General features: G+C 37.1%; 8 protein-coding genes and 1 pseudogene. All 9 read left to right on the top strand.

The genetic code is table 11. The features are described 5' to 3' along the window. The first annotated feature begins 121 nt into the window (after positions 1 to 121). The 9 genes and pseudogenes from mqo to ABLV90_RS02925 all read left to right on the top strand — a co-directional run bounded on the left by mqo (position 122) and on the right by ABLV90_RS02925 (position 20,874). A pseudogene (gene mqo / locus ABLV90_RS02965) lies at positions 122 to 1,610 on the top strand (malate dehydrogenase (quinone)). Between the two features lie 566 nt (positions 1,611 to 2,176). Further along, positions 2,177 to 2,911 (top strand): YSIRK-type signal peptide-containing protein, encoded by a 735-nt coding sequence (locus tag ABLV90_RS02960; protein WP_460872119.1) that lies wholly within the window; start codon positions 2,177 to 2,179, stop codon positions 2,909 to 2,911. A 27-nt stretch (positions 2,912 to 2,938) separates the two neighbouring features. After that, positions 2,939 to 4,066, top strand: a complete 1,128-nt coding sequence (locus ABLV90_RS02955) for a hypothetical protein (RefSeq protein ID WP_460872118.1) — start codon at positions 2,939 to 2,941, stop codon at positions 4,064 to 4,066. Continuing rightward, positions 4,044 to 7,655, top strand: coding sequence for an Ig-like domain-containing protein (locus ABLV90_RS02950; protein ID WP_460872117.1), 3,612 nt, complete (start codon positions 4,044 to 4,046; stop codon positions 7,653 to 7,655). The genes ABLV90_RS02955 and ABLV90_RS02950 overlap by 23 nt, the downstream gene beginning before the upstream one ends. Beyond that, positions 7,636 to 8,637, top strand: coding sequence for an Ig-like domain-containing protein (locus tag ABLV90_RS02945; protein WP_460872116.1), 1,002 nt, complete (start codon positions 7,636 to 7,638; stop codon positions 8,635 to 8,637). The genes ABLV90_RS02950 and ABLV90_RS02945 overlap by 20 nt, the downstream gene beginning before the upstream one ends. Before the next feature lie 131 nt (positions 8,638 to 8,768). Then, the gene (locus ABLV90_RS02940) at positions 8,769 to 10,289 is read left to right on the top strand and encodes an aldehyde dehydrogenase family protein (RefSeq protein WP_460872115.1); all 1,521 of its coding nucleotides are present in this window, start codon (positions 8,769 to 8,771) and stop codon (positions 10,287 to 10,289) included. 215 nt (positions 10,290 to 10,504) lie between these two features. Next, the gene (locus ABLV90_RS02935) at positions 10,505 to 13,759 is read left to right on the top strand and encodes an Ig-like domain-containing protein (protein WP_460872114.1); all 3,255 of its coding nucleotides are present in this window, start codon (positions 10,505 to 10,507) and stop codon (positions 13,757 to 13,759) included. Beyond that, complete coding sequence (locus tag ABLV90_RS02930) at positions 13,716 to 19,727, top strand: Ig-like domain-containing protein (RefSeq protein WP_460872113.1); 6,012 nt, start codon at positions 13,716 to 13,718, stop codon at positions 19,725 to 19,727. Before ABLV90_RS02935 ends, ABLV90_RS02930 begins: the two co-directional genes overlap by 44 nt. After that, positions 19,720 to 20,874: an Ig-like domain-containing protein gene (locus ABLV90_RS02925; RefSeq protein WP_460872112.1), complete on the top strand. Its 1,155-nt coding sequence runs from the start codon at positions 19,720 to 19,722 to the stop codon at positions 20,872 to 20,874. Before ABLV90_RS02930 ends, ABLV90_RS02925 begins: the two co-directional genes overlap by 8 nt. Positions 20,875 to 21,001: the final 127 nt, after the last annotated feature.

The following is a 21,001-nucleotide window of genomic DNA, read 5'->3' as shown; positions in this document are numbered from 1 at the left end:
AAATAGTTTTAAGGGTATAAATACAGTAGTGAAAATGATGTATGTGTTATCTCAAGAACGAAACAACTATGTTTTATCTTATATAATTAATTAAAAAGTGATCACGAGAGGTGGTAAAAAAATGAGTGAATCTAACTCAAAAGATGTCATTTTAATTGGTGCTGGTGTTTTAAGTACAACATTCGGTACGATGTTAAAAGATCTTGCACCAGAATGGAATATAAAACTTTTTGAAAGACTCGAAAAACCTGCAATTGAAAGTTCTAACGAACGCCACAATGCTGGTACTGGACATGCCGCATTATGTGAATTGAACTATACAGTTGAACAAAAAGACGGTTCAATCGATATCGAAAAAGCAAAAGAAATTAACGAACAATTTGAGATTTCAAAACAATTTTGGTCTCACTTAGTAAAAAGTAATCAAATTCAAGATCCACAAGAATTTATACGCCCATTACCGCATATTAGTTTTGTGCAAGGCGATAAAAATGTGAATTTCTTGAAGAGACGTTATGAAGCACTTGCGCCTTTATCAATGTTTAAAGGTATAGAATATACAGAAGACCATAAAAAACTACAAGAGTGGATGCCATTAATGATGGAAGGCCGCGATCCAGAAGAAGTAGTTGCAGCTAGTAAAATAAACGAAGGTACAGATGTGAACTTCGGTGAACTTACAAGAAAAATGGCTAAAAACTTAAACGAACATGAAAATGCAGAACTTTTCTACAAACATGAAGTTCAAGACTTCAGCCGTCGTAAAGATGGTAAATGGGAAGTTAAAATTAAAGACCTTAAAACTAATAAAGTAGAACATCACATTACTGACTATCTATTTATTGGTGCAGGTGGTGCTCGCAATTCCAATGCTACAAAAAACTGGTATTCCAGAAAGTAAGCATTTAGGTGGTTTCCCAATTACAGGAGAATTCTTAGTATGTAATAATCCTGATGTTGTAGCTAAGCACGAAGTTAAAGCTTATGGTAAAGAACCTGAAGGTACACCGCCAATGACGGTGCCTCACTTAGATAGACGCTATATCCAAGATGAAAACTCATTATTATTTGGACCATTCGCGGCGATTGGCCCTAAATTCTTGAAAAATGGTTCTAATTTAGATTTATTTAAATCAATTAACCCTAGCAACATAATCACTATGTTAGCTGCAGCGGCGAAAAACTTCCCGTTAATTAAATATTCTATTCAAGAAGTATTAGCTAAAAAAGAAGATCGAATGAAAGAATTACGTCGATTTGTTCCTGATGCTAAAGATAAAGATTGGGATATTATGCAAGCCGGTAAACGTGTTCAAGTTATCAAAGATACAAAAGAACACGGTAGAGGATTTATTCAATTCGGTACAGAAGTTGTAAATTCAAAAGACCATTCTGTAATTGCATTATTAGGTGAATCTCCAGGTGCTTCTACTTCAGTTTCAGTTGCATTAGAAGTAATCGAGAAAAACTTCCCAGATTATATGGCTGAATGGGAACCTAAGTTGAAAGAAATCATTCCATCTTATGGTAAATCATTAATTGAAGATTACGCATTATTAAAAGAAATACGACAAGCAAATAATGCTGAACTTGAATTAAACAATAAATAATAAGTAATAAACTATCCCTTGAAGTATCATGCTTCAAGGGATTTTTGTATCTAATTTTAATTTTTTTAAATACTACAAACATGTCAAAATTAATTAATGACATTTCTTACTATTTTAACTATTAAACTTCTATTTTTTTATTTACATTGATGTCAACTGTATTTATAATATTTAAGAACTCAAGTTACAAATGCTACTTTTAAGATACAATAAGAAGTTTATTTTGAATTTTCAATACTAATTAATAATAATATAAAGTTCATGTATACGCATAACATCTAATAGTAAAACCCTACAATTAACCTTCAGTATAATCCTACACGAACTTAATCGTTAACTTTCAAGTTTAAAAGCAGAACTTTTTTAATGCTATTCATTTTAAATTATTATCTAATGCATTTTACATTTAATAAGGTAAACGCATAAAATCATTATTTGTTTTATTATTTATTAAAGGAATTCAACTTTTCTATTTTAGATGATATTAAAAATTAAAAAACTTCTTGTGTTTTAAAACTAATTGTGTAATATTGAGTTGTACAAATCTATTTTGAGGTGGAAATATTATGAAAAACAAACAAGGGTTTTTACCTAATAAAATGAATAAATATTCTATTAGGAAATTTACAGTTGGGACGGCGTCACTTTTAATTGGAGCTACATTAGTCTTCGGTGTGGGAAGCGAAGCACAAGCAACTGAGTTAGACGCGATTACAACCAATGATAGTAGAATTAATAAAGGGGAAGCATTGGATATAAGTGATATAAAAAGCATTGAAACAGAAACGCAAAATGTAGAAAAAGAATCAATTACTAATTCAACTGAAATTATAGATACAGAGAAAAATGCAGAAAAGACTGAACCTAATACATCACAAATAGAAACGGATACTACAGAAAATGTTCAAGATACGAATAATACTGTAGAAACAGCAAAAGAAAATACAGCTAGCGAGACTTCTATAGACAACAAAAATCAAGAAGTTAACGATACGGATACTACAGAAAATAATGTTATTAAAGAAGAAACATCAACGAATGAAACAACAGAAACTGAAGAACCAAAAGCTGAAAATTCACAAACTACTAACGTAAATGAAAAGACATTAACAACTGAAGAATCATTAAATTCTGGAGAAAAAGCGACTACAAATGATGAAGTAAATATGGATGAGTCAAAAACAACTGATGAAAACCAGTCGGAAATTACTGAACAGAAAATAGAAATTGAGAAAACACCTCAGAAACCAACAGAGTCAATTAACGAAGAAATACAAAAAGAAGAAACAGAAGCAATATAACGAACAGAAATAGCTAGCGACAGCAATGTGAATAATAAAACTGAAAAGACAGATTCGGAAAACACAATAATTGAATCAGATTTGACACAACAACTATCAACTACTACAGATAAAGAAGCAGAAGTTAAATCCTATTTAAGTACTGAATTGTCAGATGAAGATACGACAGCAATTATAGATCAAGCAAATATTAATTTTGAAGAAGCATCTGATGAAGAAATCAATAATGAAATCCTAAAAGCACTAGCGATTCAATTAGCTAATGAACAAGATGCGAATACAATTTTAGCTACGCCAAAAAGAACTATGCTTCGTACTATGGTAGCACCAACAGCATTGGTAACAGCCAGTGAACCAAATGAACAAATAGATAAATCACTTGACTATATGGACAACTATACATTCGCTAGTTTAATCTTTGATCCAGTAGCATTATCTTCTCAAGCTGTTTTAGATGGTAAAGAAATCAATTTTAATATTGAAAGTTATATGTCAGGAGCAAACTCTGGGGATAGATATAAGATTGATTTGAAACTAGATCCAATTATTGCTAAGCATGTTACTAAAATATCGGTGAATCCAGCCAATCGTAGCAATCCAGTAGAATTAGTACGTCTAACTGATGACCAAGGTAATCCAACAAATACATGGGAAGTTAATTTTATCAGAGCAAATGATGGATTGTTTGGTGGTGCTGAATTGTTAGGACAATATACAGCTGAAAACGGTAAGATTTATTTGGATGATACAGTAAGAAATATACTTAAAGAAGCAGGTGATTTAAGTAACAATAAATTAAATTACCAAATGTTTGTGAGAGATTCTAGAGATAATAAAATTGTACGTACTACAGAAAGTAGTGGCTATTTCTTAACAAATGCAGACTCAGATTTAATACAGTTACAAGATAAGATATCCACTGCAAATAGTAAATCATTTACCTCAAGTAGTGGCTCTGCGGTGTTTAATACAGATATTGGTAATAATGGTGGCATTATAATAGACCAACAAGTTATGAAAGATGGCATTTTCAATTATAATATGGCTGGAAATAAGCAATGGTCATACAATTATCAAATTGATAAAGATTTGTTACCTTATATCGAAGGCGCTGAATTACACATGTATGATTATGCTCGGCTTAGGTGGATTTGATAAAACGTATTATCCTGCTAACAAAGTAGCTGATTTAACGTTAGATTCGATTGGTAATGGCAAAATCACAAGTGAGAATTTAAACAACTTGATATCATTCAATAATGGTTTGCCAGAAACTGTAGGTATGAGAATCGTTTTAAAATTAAATCAAAGTGTAAATAATATCTTAACTAAAGAAGCATTGTATGATTCTGCAGGTAATTTAATTAGTGAAACAACTAAGCAAAAAGAAGATTTTACATTTGCAGGCTATTTAACTGATAACGCCGGTCTACTTATCAATAATACAATGGGTACTTCAACATTAGCATTACAAGATTATGATAAAGATGGTCTGTTAGATAGATATGAACGTCAAGTATCATTTAGTGATGCTGAGGTTGTAGATACTGATGGTGATGGGAAAAATGATGGAGATGAAGTAGTCAAATATAAAACATCTCCACTTGTAGGTTTACCAATAGCCGCAGATATTAATATGTCAGATACTGTAGTAAGTGGTTCAGTCCCATTAAAAGAAGGAGCAGTTTCGCAAACTGCAAAAGTAATTAATGCCAATAACCAAGTCATTGGTACTGCATCAGTAAATAGTGATGGAACATTTAGCGTTGTTATACCTAAGTCACCTTCAGGTGTATATACAATAGCTATTGATTCACCAAATTATGATAACGATGAAGTAAGCAAATTTAATATTATTGATAATACGATAGTTCCTACACCGACGATAGATCCAGTAGATGATAATGATACAGTACTTGTTGTTCATGGTGCTACAGGGTCAACAATCACTGTTACTGACAGCGACCGCAATGTAATAGGAACAGTGAAAATAGCAAGTGACACTACTTTTGGGAACATTATATTATCTAATCCACTTAAAGCAGGTACAGTACTGACTTCAACTGCTAGTGAAAATGGTAAGACAAGTTCTCCATCTAAAGCAATAACGGTTACTGATGCAACCGCACCTGACGCTCCAATAATTAATCCTGTTACAAGTGAAGATACACAAGTGAGTGGGACGGCAGAGCCAGGAACGTCAGTTAGAATTAATTTTCCTGGTGGAGGATATACTGCGATAACTACAGATAGCAATGGCAATTATACGATTGATATACCTCATGGTGTAATACTTGATGGTGGCGAATCAATCACAGCAACTTCAAAAGACGACGCAGGTAATATATCCGAAACATCGACAATAACAGTAATTGATATAACAGCGCCAGAAGCACCAACGGTGGAAGAAGTAACGAGTGAAGATACACAAGTTAGTGGTACTGCTGAACCAAATTCAGAAGTAACTGTAACATTCCCAGACGGAACAACAGTAACAGGTACAACAGATGAGCAAGGCAACTACACAGTAAAAATTCCAGAGAAAGTTGAGCTTGAAGGCGGCGAATCAATCACAGCGACTTCAAAAGACGACGCGGGTAATATATCTGAAACAGCAACAACAACAGTTATTGATATCACAGCACCCGAGACACCAACGGTGGAAGAGTTAACAAGTGAAGATACACAAGTCAGTGGCACAGCAGAACCAAATTCAGAAGTAACAGTAACATTCCCAGACGGAACAACAGTAACAGGTACAACAGATGAAGACGGTAACTATACAATAGACATTCCATCAAACGTAGATTTAGAAGGTGGAGAAGAAGTAAAAGTTGTAGCTACTGATAAAGACGGCAATGTATCTGAAGAAGCAACAACAACAGTTATTGATATCACAGCACCCGAGACACCAACGGTGGAAGAGTTAACAAGTGAAGATACAGAAGTAAGTGGCACAGCAGAGCCAAATTCAGAAGTAACAGTAACGTTCCCAGACGGAACAACAGCGACTGGCACAACGGATGAGCAAGGCAATTACACAGTAGAGATTCCTTCGAACATTGATTTAGAAGGTGGAGAAGAAGTAAAAGTTGTAGCTACTGATAAAGACGGCAATGTATCTGAAGAAGGATCAACAACTGTAACTGATATCACAGCGCCAGAAGCACCAACGGTGAAAGAAGTAACAAGTGAAGATACACAAGTCAGTGGCACAGCCGAACCGAATTCAGAAGTAACCGTAACATTCCCAGACGGAACAACAGCAACAGGCACAACAGATGAAGACGGTAACTATACAATAGATATTCCATTAAACATTGATTTAGAAGGTGGAGAAGAAGTAAAAGTTGTAACTACTGATAAAGATGGCAATGTATCTGAAGAAGGATCAACAACAGTAACTGATGTGACAGCACCAGAAGCGCCAACGGTGGAAGAGTTAACAAGTGAAGCTACACAAGTCAGTGGTACTGCTGAACCAAATTCAGAAGTAACAGTAACGTTCCCAGACGGAACAACAGCGACTGGCACAACGGATGAGCAAGGCAATTACACAGTAGAGATTCCTTCGAACATTGATTTAGAAGGTGGAGAAGAAGTAAAAGTTGTAGCTACTGATAAAGATGGCAATGTATCCGAAGAAGGATCAACAACAGTAACTGATGTGACAGCGCCAGAAGCACCAACGGTGGAAGAAGTAACGAGTGAAGATACACAAGTTAGTGGTACTGCTGAACCAAATTCAGAAGTAACTGTAACATTCCCAGATGGAACAACAGCAACAGGTACAACAGATGAAGAAGGAAACTACACAGTAAAAATTCCAGAGAATGTTGAGCTTGAAGGCGGAGAAGAAGTGAAAGTTGTAGCTACTGATAAAGATGGCAATGTATCCGAAGAAGGATCAACAACAGTAACTGATATCACAGCGCCAGAAGCACCAACGGTGAAAGAAGTAACGAGTGAAGATACACAAGTCAGTGGCACAGCAGAGCCAAATTCAGAAGTAACCGTAACATTCCCAGATGGTACAACAGCAACAGGTACAACAGATGAGCAAGGCAATTACACAGTAGAGATTCCTTCGAACATTGATTTAATAGGTGAAGAAGAAGTAAAAGTTGTAGCTACTGATAAAGATGGCAATGTATCTGAAGAAGGATCAACAACAGTAACTGATGTGACAGCACCAGAAGCACCAACGGTGAAAGAAGTAACGAGTGAAGCTACACAAGTCAGTGGCACAGCCGAACCAAATTCAGAAGTAACAGTAACGTTCCCAGACGGAACAACAGCGACTGGCACAACGGATGAGCAAGGCAATTACACAGTAGAGATTCCTTCGAACATTGATTTAATAGGTGAAGAAGAAGTAAAAGTTGTAGCTACTGATAAAGATGGCAATGTATCCGAAGAAGGATCAACAACAGTAACTGATATCACAGCGCCAGAAGCACCAACGGTGAAAGAAGTAACGAGTGAAGCTACACAAGTCAGTGGCACAGCAGAGCCAAATTCAGAAGTAACCGTAACATTCCCAGATGGAACAACAGCAACAGGTACAACAGATGAGCAAGGCAATTACACAGTAGAGATTCCTTCGAACATTGATTTAATAGGTGAAGAAGAAGTAAAAGTTGTAGCTACTGATAAAGATGGCAATGTATCCGAAGAAGGATCAACAACAGTAACTGATGTGACAAGCACCAGAAGCACCAACGGTGAAAGAAGTAACGAGTGAAGCTACACAAGTCAGTGGCACAGCAGAACCGAATTCAGAAGTAACAGTAACGTTCCCAGACGGAACAACAGCGACTGGCACAACGGATGAGCAAGGCAATTACACAGTAGAGATTCCTTCGAACATTGATTTAGAAGGTGGAGAAGAAGTAAAAGTTGTAGCTACTGATAAAGACGGCAATGTATCTGAAGAAGGATCAACAACTGTAACTGATATCACAGCGCCAGAAGCACCAACGGTGGAAGAGTTAACAAGTGAAGATACACAAGTCAGTGGTATTGCTGAACCAAATTCAGAAGTAACCGTAACATTCCCAGATGGAACAACAGTAACAGGCACAACAGATGAAGACGGAAACTATACAATAGATATTCCATCAAACATTGATTTAGTAGGTGGAGAAGAAATCGCCGTTACTTCAACCGATAAAGATGGAAATATTTCTGAAAGTACTAAAGTTATAGTTATTAATAAAGAAGAAACGCCAAATACAGGAGAAACACCAAGTACAGGCGAGGCACCAAGTACAGGCGAAACGCCAAGTACAGGCGAGGCACCAAGTACAGGCGAGAGACCAAGTACAGGCGAAACGCCAAATACAGGCGAAACACCAAATACAGACGAGACACCAAGTACAGGCGAAACGCCAAATACAGGAGAAACACTAAATACAAGTGAAACTGTAATTAAAAAAGGAAAGCTAAGCAAGTCACAAAATATAAGTACAAACGAAAATTCAGAAATTAAAAAAACAAGCGACAATCGTATTTTGAATAACAATACATTGGATTCAAATATTAATGACAAATCAAAACGCGCCAATAGCAACAAACTTAATTCAGAAAATGAATTGCCGGAAACAGGTCAAGATGAAACACGTAATAGCACTTTATTCGGCACATTAATTGCAGGATTAGGCGGCTTAATATTGCTTGTGATGCGTCGTAGAAAAAAAGAAGAAGACGAAAACAAATTGTCATAATAAAATAATATTGTAAAGGCTTTTCATCCATTAAGGGTGGAGAGCCTTTTCTTATAAAATTCAAATATTATATAAGAAAGCGCTTACTTTATTTTGGTGAGGGTATAAGAACCAATAAAGGAGGTTTTACAATGATATATACAAATCCAAATCAAGAAGATGCAAAATACAAAGTGAAATCGAAATATGCTAATTTTATAGGTGGAAAATGGGTTGAACCCCAAGAAGGAAATTATTTTGATAATATTTCACCAGTTACAGGTGAAAGTTATGCCAAGATACCAAAGTCCACACAAAAAGATGTTGATTTAGCTGTTGAAGCTGCCCAGAAAGCACAAGTTGAATGGGGTAAAAAATCATTATCTGAAAGATCACAGTTATTGTTAGATATAGCTGATCGCATTGAAGAAAATTTAGAATATTTAGCAGTAATAGAAACTTTTGATAATGGAAAGCCAGTGAGAGAAACACTTACTGCAGATTTACCATTAGTAGTAGATCATTTTAGGTATTTTGCAGGTGTGATTCGAGCCGAAGAAGGTGGCATTTCACAAATAGATAATGATACAGTTGCATATCATTACAAAGAACCATTAGGTGTAATTGGACAAATTATCCCTTGGAACTTCCCTTTACTTATGGCAACTTGGAAGATTGCTCCAGCGATTGTAACAGGTAATACAGTGGTACTTAAGCCTGCAGAACAAACACCAGTATCGATTTTACATTTTATTGAACTGATAGAAGATATTTTACCAGAAGGTGTGCTTAATATAGTAAATGGCTTCGGCAATGAAACTGGTGAAGCACTAGCCACGCATAAAAACATAAATAAAGTTGCGTTTACAGGTGAAACAACAACTGGAAAAATTATTATGAAGAATGCTAGTGACAATGTCATACCGGTTACACTTGAACTGGGTGGTAAATCACCGAATGTATTTTTCAAAGATATCATGGATAAAGATGACGAATTTTTAGAAAAAGCTGTTGAAGGCTTAGTCATGTTTGCACTAAATCAAGGTGAGGTATGTACATGTCCTTCAAGAGCACTTATTCATGAAGACATCTATGAAAAATTTATAGCTTTATGTATAGAAAAAGTGAATAAAATAAAATTAGGAAATCCTTTAGATGAAACAACAATGGTTGGTGCGCAAACTTCAAATGAGCAACAAGAAAAAATCAAAAAATACTTAGATATTGGTAAAGAAGAAGGTGCTGAAATTCTTGTAGGTGGAAATGTTAGACAAGAAAACGAGAATTTAGAAAATGGATTTTATATTGAGCCAACGATATTCAAAGGTGACCAAAGTATGCGTATTTTCCAAGAAGAAATATTTGGTCCGGTATTATCTGTCGCAACTTTTAAAACAAATGAAGAAGCTCTAGAAATGGCGAATGATACGATTTATGGTCTTGGGGCAGGTATTTGGACGAGAAATCAAAATACTGCGTATCGCATAGGCAGAGGAATTCAAGCAGGACGTGTATGGGTTAATAATTATCATACTTATCCAGCGCATGTCGCTTTTGGCGGGTATAAAATGAGTGGTATTGGTCGAGAAAATCATTTAATGATGTTAGACCATTATCAACAAACTAAAAATTTACTTGTAAGTTATGATACAAAACCAACAGGTCTATTTTAATGAAAAAGAAATAAATATAATGAGAAATTTAAAACTATTGCGCTAATGCGTGATAGTTTTTTTGTTGTTACTAAAATTATTTCCAATTGTATATTTTCGTGAACCTAATAAATAATTTTCTAACTTAATTTTTATATTTAAATCCATATAAAACTCTTAAAAAAATAATACAATTGTGATATTGTATTATCGACTAAGAATAATGGAGGAAAATAATGAAAAACAATCATGATTTAACACCCAATAGAAAGAATAAATATTCTATTAGAAAACTTTCAGTTGGCACAGCGTCATTATTAGTAGGAAGCGTATTAGTATTCGGATTATCTAACGATGCGAATGCGACAGAAAACGATCTTCCAAAAGATTCCAAAGCACTCAGTACTAATGTGAATGAAGATGATAACCACTTAGTTAATACAGAAAAAGCAAATAGCAACAAACAAGAGCCAGTCAATGACTTTTCAGAAAGCCATGATATTCAGAAGGACAATTTAAAAGCAAGTCATAGTGCTTCAGAGCAAAGTATTGTTCAAAGTAAGCCAACAGCAAATAACACAAATGAAATTGACACTAGCAATAAAGAACCAGAAGTAGCTGTAAATACTAATGAAAGTAAAGTTACTGACAATAAAGAGAATAATAACAACGCGACGAATGTAATTGAAAAAGAAAATGCGGCGTCAAAATCTAATAAAACTAATGAAGAGAATAGTGAAATTGTAAAAATCGAGAATAAACTAAAAGCTGATAATAAAGCAAATGGTGAAAAAGAAACTAATGTAATTGAAAAAGAAAACAAAGAAAATAGTGAAATTATAAAAAACGAAAATAAAAAAGTTAATAATGTTGATGACACATCTCCAAATTACGAGGATAGACAAACAAGTGATGTAGCAGAGGAAACTACAATAAACCAAAGCGAGGCACAATCTAAACAAACAAGAGATGTTAATAGTTATATAGCAAATAATACTAGTAATAAAATAAAAGCAAAAGATGAAGTAAATACACAAAGAGAAAATACTAATTCAGCTAATGCGAACACTGCCGCAGATAGAAGTGGAAGTGAAAGAGCAAGAGCGAGAGCGCTGAATACAAATGAATCCAATAATAATGTTGCTAAAGTGAGAAGAACTCGTTCAGTCATAATCAGAAAAAAATCACCCAGAGCAATGACAGAAGATAGTTCTTTGGAAACATTAGATTACTCAGATAACTATACATTCCAAACCTTGATTTTTGATCCTAGTATATTAACAAGTAACGAAGTTTTAAACGGTAAAACGATTCCATTTGAAATCCATAGTTATTTGACTGGGGCAAATTCTGGAGATAGATATAAAATAAATTTACAACTAGACCCAGTGATAGCTAACCATGTGACAAGAATTACTGTTAATCCTGTTGGTAGTACATCACCAGTAGAGTTAGTTAGATTATCTAATAAGCAAGGTAAATTGACTAACATTTGGCAAGTTAATTTCATTAGAGCAAATGGTGGTTTATTTGGTGGTGCAGAAATATTATCGCAATATACAGCCACTGGAGGACGTATGGAACTTGACACTACCGTTAAAAATATCTTGAACAGTATGAAAAATAAAAAAGATAAGTTAAATTATCTAATATATGTGAAAGACGATTTTGAAAATAAAAAAATACAAACCTCAGAAACCAGTGGTTATTTTTTAACACCATCAGATACAGAAATAAATAACATTACCCCATCACAATCTAATAATGCCAATAATGCATTTAAAGCAAGTAGTGGAACAGTACAATTTGATTCTACAATCGGTAATTTCGGTGGTGCAATCATAGATCATCAAATATTAAAGAATGGAATATTTAACTATGGTGGAAAAATACTTGATCTTGGGTTAAATAAACAATGGGCATACCATTATCAAATTGATCCAGCTTTATTACCATATATTTCTTCAATAGAATTACATAAATTAGATTTTAATGGTGTAAGTGGTTTTGATAAGAAATATTATAAAGGAAATAGAGTAGCAACGCTTGCAGTTGATGCAAATGGTAGAGGTACTATTACAGATACTGACTTAAATCAACTCATAGAATTTAATAATTCATTACCAGAAACTGTAGGTATTAGAATTGTACTTGTATATAATCAAAGCCCTAATAATATATTAACTAGGGGTGCTTCTTATGATGCGAACGGTAATTTAATACCTAGTACAACCCGAGTAAAAGAAGACTTTGCATTTAATGGATACTTAACAGATAGAAATGGAGGAATGATCGCTAATACTTTTGGTTCTTCAACGTACTACATTCAAGATATAGATAAAGATGGTTTGACGGATAATTTTGAAATTCATAAATCTCATTCTGACCCATTTAATGGTGATACAGATAGAGATGGTAAAAATGATGGAGACGAAGTTTTAAGATATCAGACCTCTCCATTAGTAGGCAAACCTATTGTAAATGATATCACGACAGAGGATACCATCATTAACGGTGATGTCCCATTAGATCAATATGCAGCAAATCAAAAAGTGAAAATTTTGAACGCAAATGGCACGGTAGTAAGTCAAGGTACGGTGAATAGTAACGGTACATTTAGATTAAACGTATCGAAATTAACGCCTGGTACTTATAAGGTGGCTATAGACTCACCTAACTATCGAAATGATGAGGTAAATACATTTAAGGTAATTGATATAAAATCATTATTAAAACCAAGTATTGCCCCGGTTAACGATCAAAGTACAAGCCTTCAAGTCAATGGTGTTGGAGGATCTACTATTGTGGTCAAAGATAATAATAACAAGGTTATTGGAAAAGTGGTGTTAGGAAACAGCGAGACAACGAAAACATTGCAGTTGACCCAACCACTTAAAGGCGGAACAATTTTGACTGCTACTGCTACAAAGAATGGAAAAACGAGCTATGCATCAGATCCAGTAACTGTGACAGATATAACAGCACCAAACGCACCAGTGGTGAATGAAGTCACAAGTGAAGGTACACAAGTAACAGGAACAGGTGAAGCAGGATCGACGATTACAGTTCAATTCCCAGATGGAAGTGTGGCAACAGGCACAGTAGATAATCAAGGCAACTACGCAATCGATGTTCCAACGAACGTAGATTTAGTAGGAAATGAAGAGTTAGTTGTCACATCAACAGATGGTGCGGGCAATGTATCAGCAGAAACAAGACTAACAGTCACAGATGCGACAGCACCAAACGCACCAACGGTGAATGAAGTAACAAGCGAAGGAACACAAATTACGGGAACAGGTGAAGCAGGATCGACGATTACAGTTCAATTCCCAGATGGAAGTGTGGCAACAGGCACAGCAGATAGTCAAGGCAACTACGCAATCGATGTTCCAACGAACGTAGATTTAGTAGGGAACGAAGAATTGTTAGTTACATCAACAGATGGTGCTCGGCAATGTATCACCGGAAACAAGATTGACTGTTACTGATGTGACGGCACCAGACGCACCAACGGTGGATGAGGTTACAAGTGAAGGCACGCAAGTAAGTGGAACAGGTGAAGCAAATTCAACAATTACAGTGAAGTTTCCGGATGGAAGTGTGGCAACAGGCACAGCAGACAATCAAGGCAATTACGCAATAGATATCCCAACAAACGTGGACTTAGTAGGTAATGAAGAACTCATAGTGACATCGACAGATGGTGCGGGCAATGTATCACCGGAAACACGATTAACGGTTAAAGATACGACAGCACCGGTAGCGCCAACGGTGAATGAAGTTACAAGTGAAGGCACGCAAGTAAGTGGAACAGGTGAAGCGGGCTCAACAATTACAGTTCAATTCCCAGATGGAAGTACAGTTACAGGTACAGTCGATAATCAAGGGAATTACGCGATCGATTTACCATTAGATAAGCAATTGAATGGAAACGAAGAGTTAGTTATCACATCAACAGACGCATCAGGCAATGTATCGCCAGAAACAAGACTAACAGTTACAGACGTAACGGCACCAGTAACTCCAACGGTGAATGAAGTCACAAGTGAAGGCACGCAAGTAAGTGGAACAGGCGAACCAAGCTCAACGATTACGGTTCAATTCCCAGATGGAAGTGTATTAACAGGTAAAGTAGATGATCAAGGAAATTACGTGATTGATTTACCAGTAGACAAGCAAATAAATGGAAACGAAGAGTTAGTTATCATATCAACAGATCCATCAGGAAATGTATCGCCAGAAACACGATTGACTGTTACTGATGTGACGGCGCCGGTAGAACCGATGGTGAATGAAGTTACAAGTGAAGGCACGCAAGTCACAGGAACAGGTGAACCAGGATCAACAATTACAGTTAAATTCCCAGATGGAAGTGTGGCAACAGGTACAGCAGATAATCAAGGGAATTACGTGATTGATGTTCCAACAAACGTAGATTTAGTAGGCAATGAAGAGCTCGTAGTGACATCAACAGATGGTGCGGGCAATGTATCACCGGAAACAAGACTAACAGTCACAGATGCGACAGCACCAAACGCACCAATGGTAAATGAAGTTACAAGTGAAGGCACGCAAGTAAGTGGAACAGGTGAACCAAATTCAACAATTACAGTGAAGTTCCCAGACGGAAGTGTTGTAACTGGTGTGGTGGATAATCAAGGAAACTACGTAATAGATATCCCGACAAACTTAGATTTAGTAGGGAACGAAGAATTGGTAGTTACATCAACAGATAGTGTGGGCAATGTATCGTCAGAAACACGATTAACTGTTACAGATGTGACCGCACCAGTAACACCAACGGTGAATGAAGTCACAAGTGAAGGCACACAAGTAACAGGAACAGGTGAAGCAGGATCGACGATTATAGTTCAATTCCCAGATGGAAGTAGAGTTACAGGAACAGTCGATAATCAAGGGAATTACGTAATCGATTTACCAGTAGATAAGGAATTGAATGGCAATGAAGATTTGGTTATCACATCAACAGATAGTGTGGGCAATGTATCGTCAGAAACACGATTAACTGTTACAGATGTGACCGCACCAGTAACACCAACGGTGAATGAAGTAACAAGTGAAGGCACGCAAGTAAGTGGAACAGGTGAAGCAGGATCGACGATTACAGTTCAATTCCCAGATGGAAGTACAGTTACAGGTACAGTCGATAATCAAGGCAACTACGTAATTGATATTCCGACAAATGTAGATTTAGTAGGCAATGAAGAGTTAGTAGTTACGGCTACTGATGAATCAGGAAATGTATCTTCAGAAACAAGATTAACTGTTGAAGATACAACAGTACCAAACGCACCGATGGTGGATGAGGTTACAAGCGAAGGTACACAAATTACGGGAACAGGTGAAGCAGGTTCAACAATTACGGTTAAATTCCCAGATGGAAGTGTGTTAACAGGTAAAGTAGATGATCAAGGAAATTACGTGATTGATTTACCATTAGATAAGCAATTGAATGGAAACGAAGACTTGGTTATCACATCAACAGATGCATCAGGAAACGTATCGCCAGAAACAAGGTTAACGGTTAAAGATACGACAGCACCAGACGCACCAACGGTGAATGAAGTGACAAGTGAAGGTACGCAAGTAACAGGAACAGGCGAACTAGGCTCAACAATCACAGTTAAATTCCCAGATGGAAGTGTGTTAACAGGTTCAGTAGATGACCAAGGAAATTACGCGATTGATTTACCATTAGATAAGCAATTGAATGGAAACGAAGAGTTAGTTGTCACATCAACAGATGGATCAGGAAACGTATCACCAGAAACAAGAATGACTGTTACAGATGTGACGGCACCGGCAACACCAACGGTGAATGAAGTTACAAGTGAAGGTACACAAGTAACAGGAACAGGTGAAGCAGGATCGACGATTACAGTTCAATTCCCAGATGGAAGTACAGTTACAGGTACAGTCGATAATCAAGGCAACTATGCAATAGATATCCTAGCAAACATAGATTTAGTAGGCAATGAAGAGTTAGTAGTTACGGCTACTGATGGATCAGGAAACGTATCGTCAGAAACACGATTAACAGTTAAAGATGCGACAGTACCAAACGCACCGATGGTGAATGAAGTTACAAGTGTAAGTACGCAAGTAACGGGAACAGGCGAACCAAATTCAACGATTACGGTTAAATTCCCGGATGGAAGTGTAGTAACGGGAACAGCAGATAATCAAGGCAACTACGCAATAGATATCCCAACAAACGTAGATTTAGTAGGCAACGAAGAGTTAGTTGTCACATCAACAGATGTTTCTGGCAATGTATCAGCAGAAACACGATTAACGGTTAAAGATGCGACAGTACCAAATGCACCAACGGTGAATGAAGTGACAAGTGAAGGCACGCAAGTCACAGGAACAGGTGAACCAGGATCAACAATTACAGTTCAATTCCCAGATGGAAGTGTGGTTACAGGAACAGTCGATAATCAAGGCAACTACGCAATAGATATTCCAACCAATGTAGATTTGACAGGTAACGAAGAGTTAGTTATCACATCAACAGACGCATCAGGTAACGTATCGCCAGAAACACGATTAACGGTTAAAGATACGACAGCGCCTGTAGCACCGATGGTGAATGAAGTAACAAGTGAAAGTACGCAAGTCACAGGAACAGGCGAACCAGGATCAACAATCACAGTTAAATTCCCAGACGGAAGTGTGGCAACAGGTACAGTAGATGATCAAGGAAATTACGTGATAGATTTACCATTAGATAAGCAATTAAATGGTAACGAAGATTTGGTTATCACATCAACAGATGGATCAGGAAACGTATCGTCAGAAACAAGATTGACTGTTAAAGATACGACAGTACCAAACGCACCGATGGTGAATGAAGTGACAAGTGAAAGTACGCAAGTCACAGGAACAGGCGAACCAGGATCAACAATCACAGTTAAATTCCCAGACGGAAGTGTGGCAACAGGTACAGTAGATGATCAAGGAAATTACGTGATAGATTTACCATTAGATAAGCAATTAAATGGTAACGAAGATTTGGTTATCACATCAACAGATGGATCAGGAAACGTATCGTCAGAAACAAGATTGACTGTTAAAGATACGACAGTACCAAACGCACCGATGGTGAATGAAGTTACAAGTGAAGGTACGCAAGTAACAGGAACAGGCGAACCAGGATCAACAATCACAGTTAAATTCCCAGACGGAAGTGTGGCAACGGGTACAGTCGATAAACAAGGAAATTACGCGATCGATTTACCATTAGATAAGCAATTGAATGGCAACGAAGAGTTAGTTATCACATCAACAGATGGATCAGGAAATGTATCTTCAGAAACAAGATTGACTATTAAAGATGCGACAGCACCAAATGCACCAACGGTGAATGAAGTGACAAGTGAAGGCACGCAAGTCACAGGAACAGGCGAACCAGGATCAACAATCACAGTTAAATTCCCAGACGGAAGTGTGGCAACGGGTACAGTCGATAAACAAGGAAATTACGCGATCGATTTACCATTAGATAAGCAATTGAATGGCAACGAAGAGTTAGTTATCACATCAACAGATGGATCAGGAAATGTATCTTCAGAAACAAGATTGACTATTAAAGATGCGACAGCACCAAATGCACCAACGGTGAATGAAGTGACAAGTGAAGGCACGCAAGTCACAGGAACAGGTGAACCAGGATCAACAATTACAGTTCAATTCCCAGATGGAAGTGTGGTTACAGGAACAGTCGATAATCAAGGAAACTACGCAATTGATATTCCAACCAATGTAGATTTGACAGGTAACGAAGAGTTAGTTATCACATCAACAGACGCATCAGGTAACGTATCGCCAGAAATAAGATTAACGGTTAAAGATACGACAGCGCCTGTAGCACCGATGGTGAATGAAGTGACAAGTGAAAGTACGCAAGTCACAGGAACAGGCGAACCAGGATCAACAATCACAGTTAAATTTCCAGACGGAAGTGTGGCAACAGGTACAGTAGATGATCAAGGAAATTACGTGATAGATTTACCATTAGATAAGCAATTAAATGGTAACGAAGATTTGGTTATCACATCAACAGATGGATCAGGAAACGTATCGTCAGAAACAAGATTGACTGTTAAAGATACGACAGTACCAAACGCACCGATGGTGAATGAAGTTACAAGTGAAGGTACGCAAGTGACAGGAACAGGCGAACCAGGATCAACAATCACAGTTAAATTCCCAGACGGAAGTGTGGCAACGGGTACAGTCGATAATCAAGGAAATTACGCGATCGATTTACCATTAGATAAGCAATTGAATGGCAACGAAGAGTTAGTTATCACATCAACAGATGTTTCTGGCAATGTATCAGCAGAAACAAGATTAACAGTCACAGATGCGACAGCACCTGTAGCACCAACGGTGAATGAAGTTACAAGTGAAGGCACGCAAGTGACAGGGACAGGTGAACCAGGCTCAACAATCACAGTTCAATTCCCAGATGGAAGTGTGGCAACAGGCACAGCAGACAATCAAGGTAACTACGCAATAGATATCCCAACAAACGTGGACTTAGTAGGTAATGAAGAACTCATAGTGACATCGACAGATGTTTCTGGCAATGTATCACCGGAAACAAGATTGACTGTTACTGATGTGACGGCACCGGTAGCACCAACGGTGAATGAAGTGACAAGTGAAGGCACACAAGTTAGGGGAACAAGTGAACCAGGCTCAACGATTACGGTTCAATTCCCAGATGGAAGTGTAGTAACGGGAACAGCAGATAATCAAGGAAACTACGCAATAGATATTCCGACAAACGTAGATTTAGTAGGCAACGAAGAATTGGTAGTTACATCAACAGATGTTTCTGGCAATGTATCAGCAGAAACAAGATTAACAGTTACAGATGCGACGGCACCGGTAGCACCAATGGTAAATGAAGTTACAAGTGAAGGCACACAAGTTACGGGAACAAGTGAACCAGGCTCAACGATTACGATCCAATTCCCAGATGGAAGCGTGGCAACAGGCAGAGCAGACAGTCAAGGCAACTACGCAATAGATGTTCCAACGAACGTAGATTTAGTAGGGAACGAAGAATTGATAGTTACATCAACAGATGGTGCGGGCAATGTATCACCGGAAACAAGATTGACTGTTACTGATGTGACGGCACCGGCAACACCGACGGTGAATGAAGTAACGAGTGGAGACATGAAAGTAACAGGAACAGGCGAACCAGGCTCAACAATTACAGTTAAATTCCCAGATGGAAGTGTAGTAACGGGAACAGCAGATAATCAAGGAAACTACGCAATAGATATCCCAACAAACGTAGATTTAGTAGGGAACGAAGAATTGGTAGTTACATCAACAGATGGATCAAGAAACATATCGTCAGAAATGCGATTGACTGTTAAAGATACGACAGCACCGGCAAGCACCAACGGTGAATGAAGTGACAAGTGAAGGTACACAAGTAACAGGAACAGGCGAACCAGGCTCCACAATAACAGTGAAGTTCCCAGATGGAAGTGTGTTAACAGGTACAGTAGATGACCAAGGAAATTACGTTATTGATTTACCAGCTGATAAGCAATTGAATGGCAACAAAGAGTTAATTGTTACGGCTACTGACTCATCAGGAAACGTATCGTCAGAAACGCGATTAACGGTTAAAGATACGACAGCACCTGTAGCCCCAACGGTGAATGAAGTGACAAGTGATGGCACGCAAGTAACAGGAACAGGCGAACCAGGATCAATAATCACAGTTAAATTCCCAGATGGAAGCACATTAACAGGCACAGTCGATAATCAAGGAAATTACGTGATCAATTTACCAGCTGATAAGCAATTGAATGGCAACGAAGAGTTAGTTATCACCTCAACAGATCCATCGGGTAATGTATCACCAGAAACAAGATTGACTGTTAAAGATACGACAGCACCTGTAGCTCCAACGGTGAATGAGGTAACGAGTGGAGACATGAAAGTAACAGGAACGGGCGAACCAGGCTCAACAATCACAGTGAAGTTTCCAGATGGAAGTACAGTTACAGGTACAGTCGATAATCAAGGCAAATACGTAATTAATATACCTACTAATGTCAATGTAAAACCTGGGGATAAAATACAAGTGTCAGCGATTGATAAGAAAGGCAATACATCTAGAACAACAATTATCGTGAGTAGCAATAGTAATTCAACCTCTAACCAATCGAATGTTCACGATAATACTAGCAATAATTATGATTCAAGCAATAAATTAGGTTTGAATGGAAATAAAGCGAAAGATGGAAAATTAAATAGAAATATAAATAGTAGCAACAAACTTTCGAATACTTCAATTAACGATAAAGCTGAAACAGCAGAAGGTTCGAAAGGCGATGTTTTACAAATTAAAGATAAGAAAGGTATTATTTCAAATCTGAATAATGACAAAAATAAACTTGGTAACTCAGATAATAAAAAGGTAGATAAATTACCTGACACGGGTGAAAGTGAGAACCAAGCCAATGGATTATTAAGTTCATTATTAGCTATGATTGGTGCGTTCTTATTAATTGGAAGACGTCGAAAAAATAAAGAAGATCACCAATAAAAATTAATATTATAATGAGAAAGATATTATAGTATTACAAAATCAATAAGACGGAATGCTCTTTAGATAGAGCTTCCGTCTTATTTTTACTATATAACTTATTAATGATATGCCATTTCTAAAAATA

This window comes from Staphylococcus sp. 2S1 (genome assembly GCF_046721335.1).
Lineage (GTDB): Bacteria > Bacillota > Bacilli > Staphylococcales > Staphylococcaceae > Staphylococcus > Staphylococcus equorum_A.
Note: the sequence above shows the minus strand (reverse complement) of the source record. Positions and strands in the feature narration are given on the sequence as shown.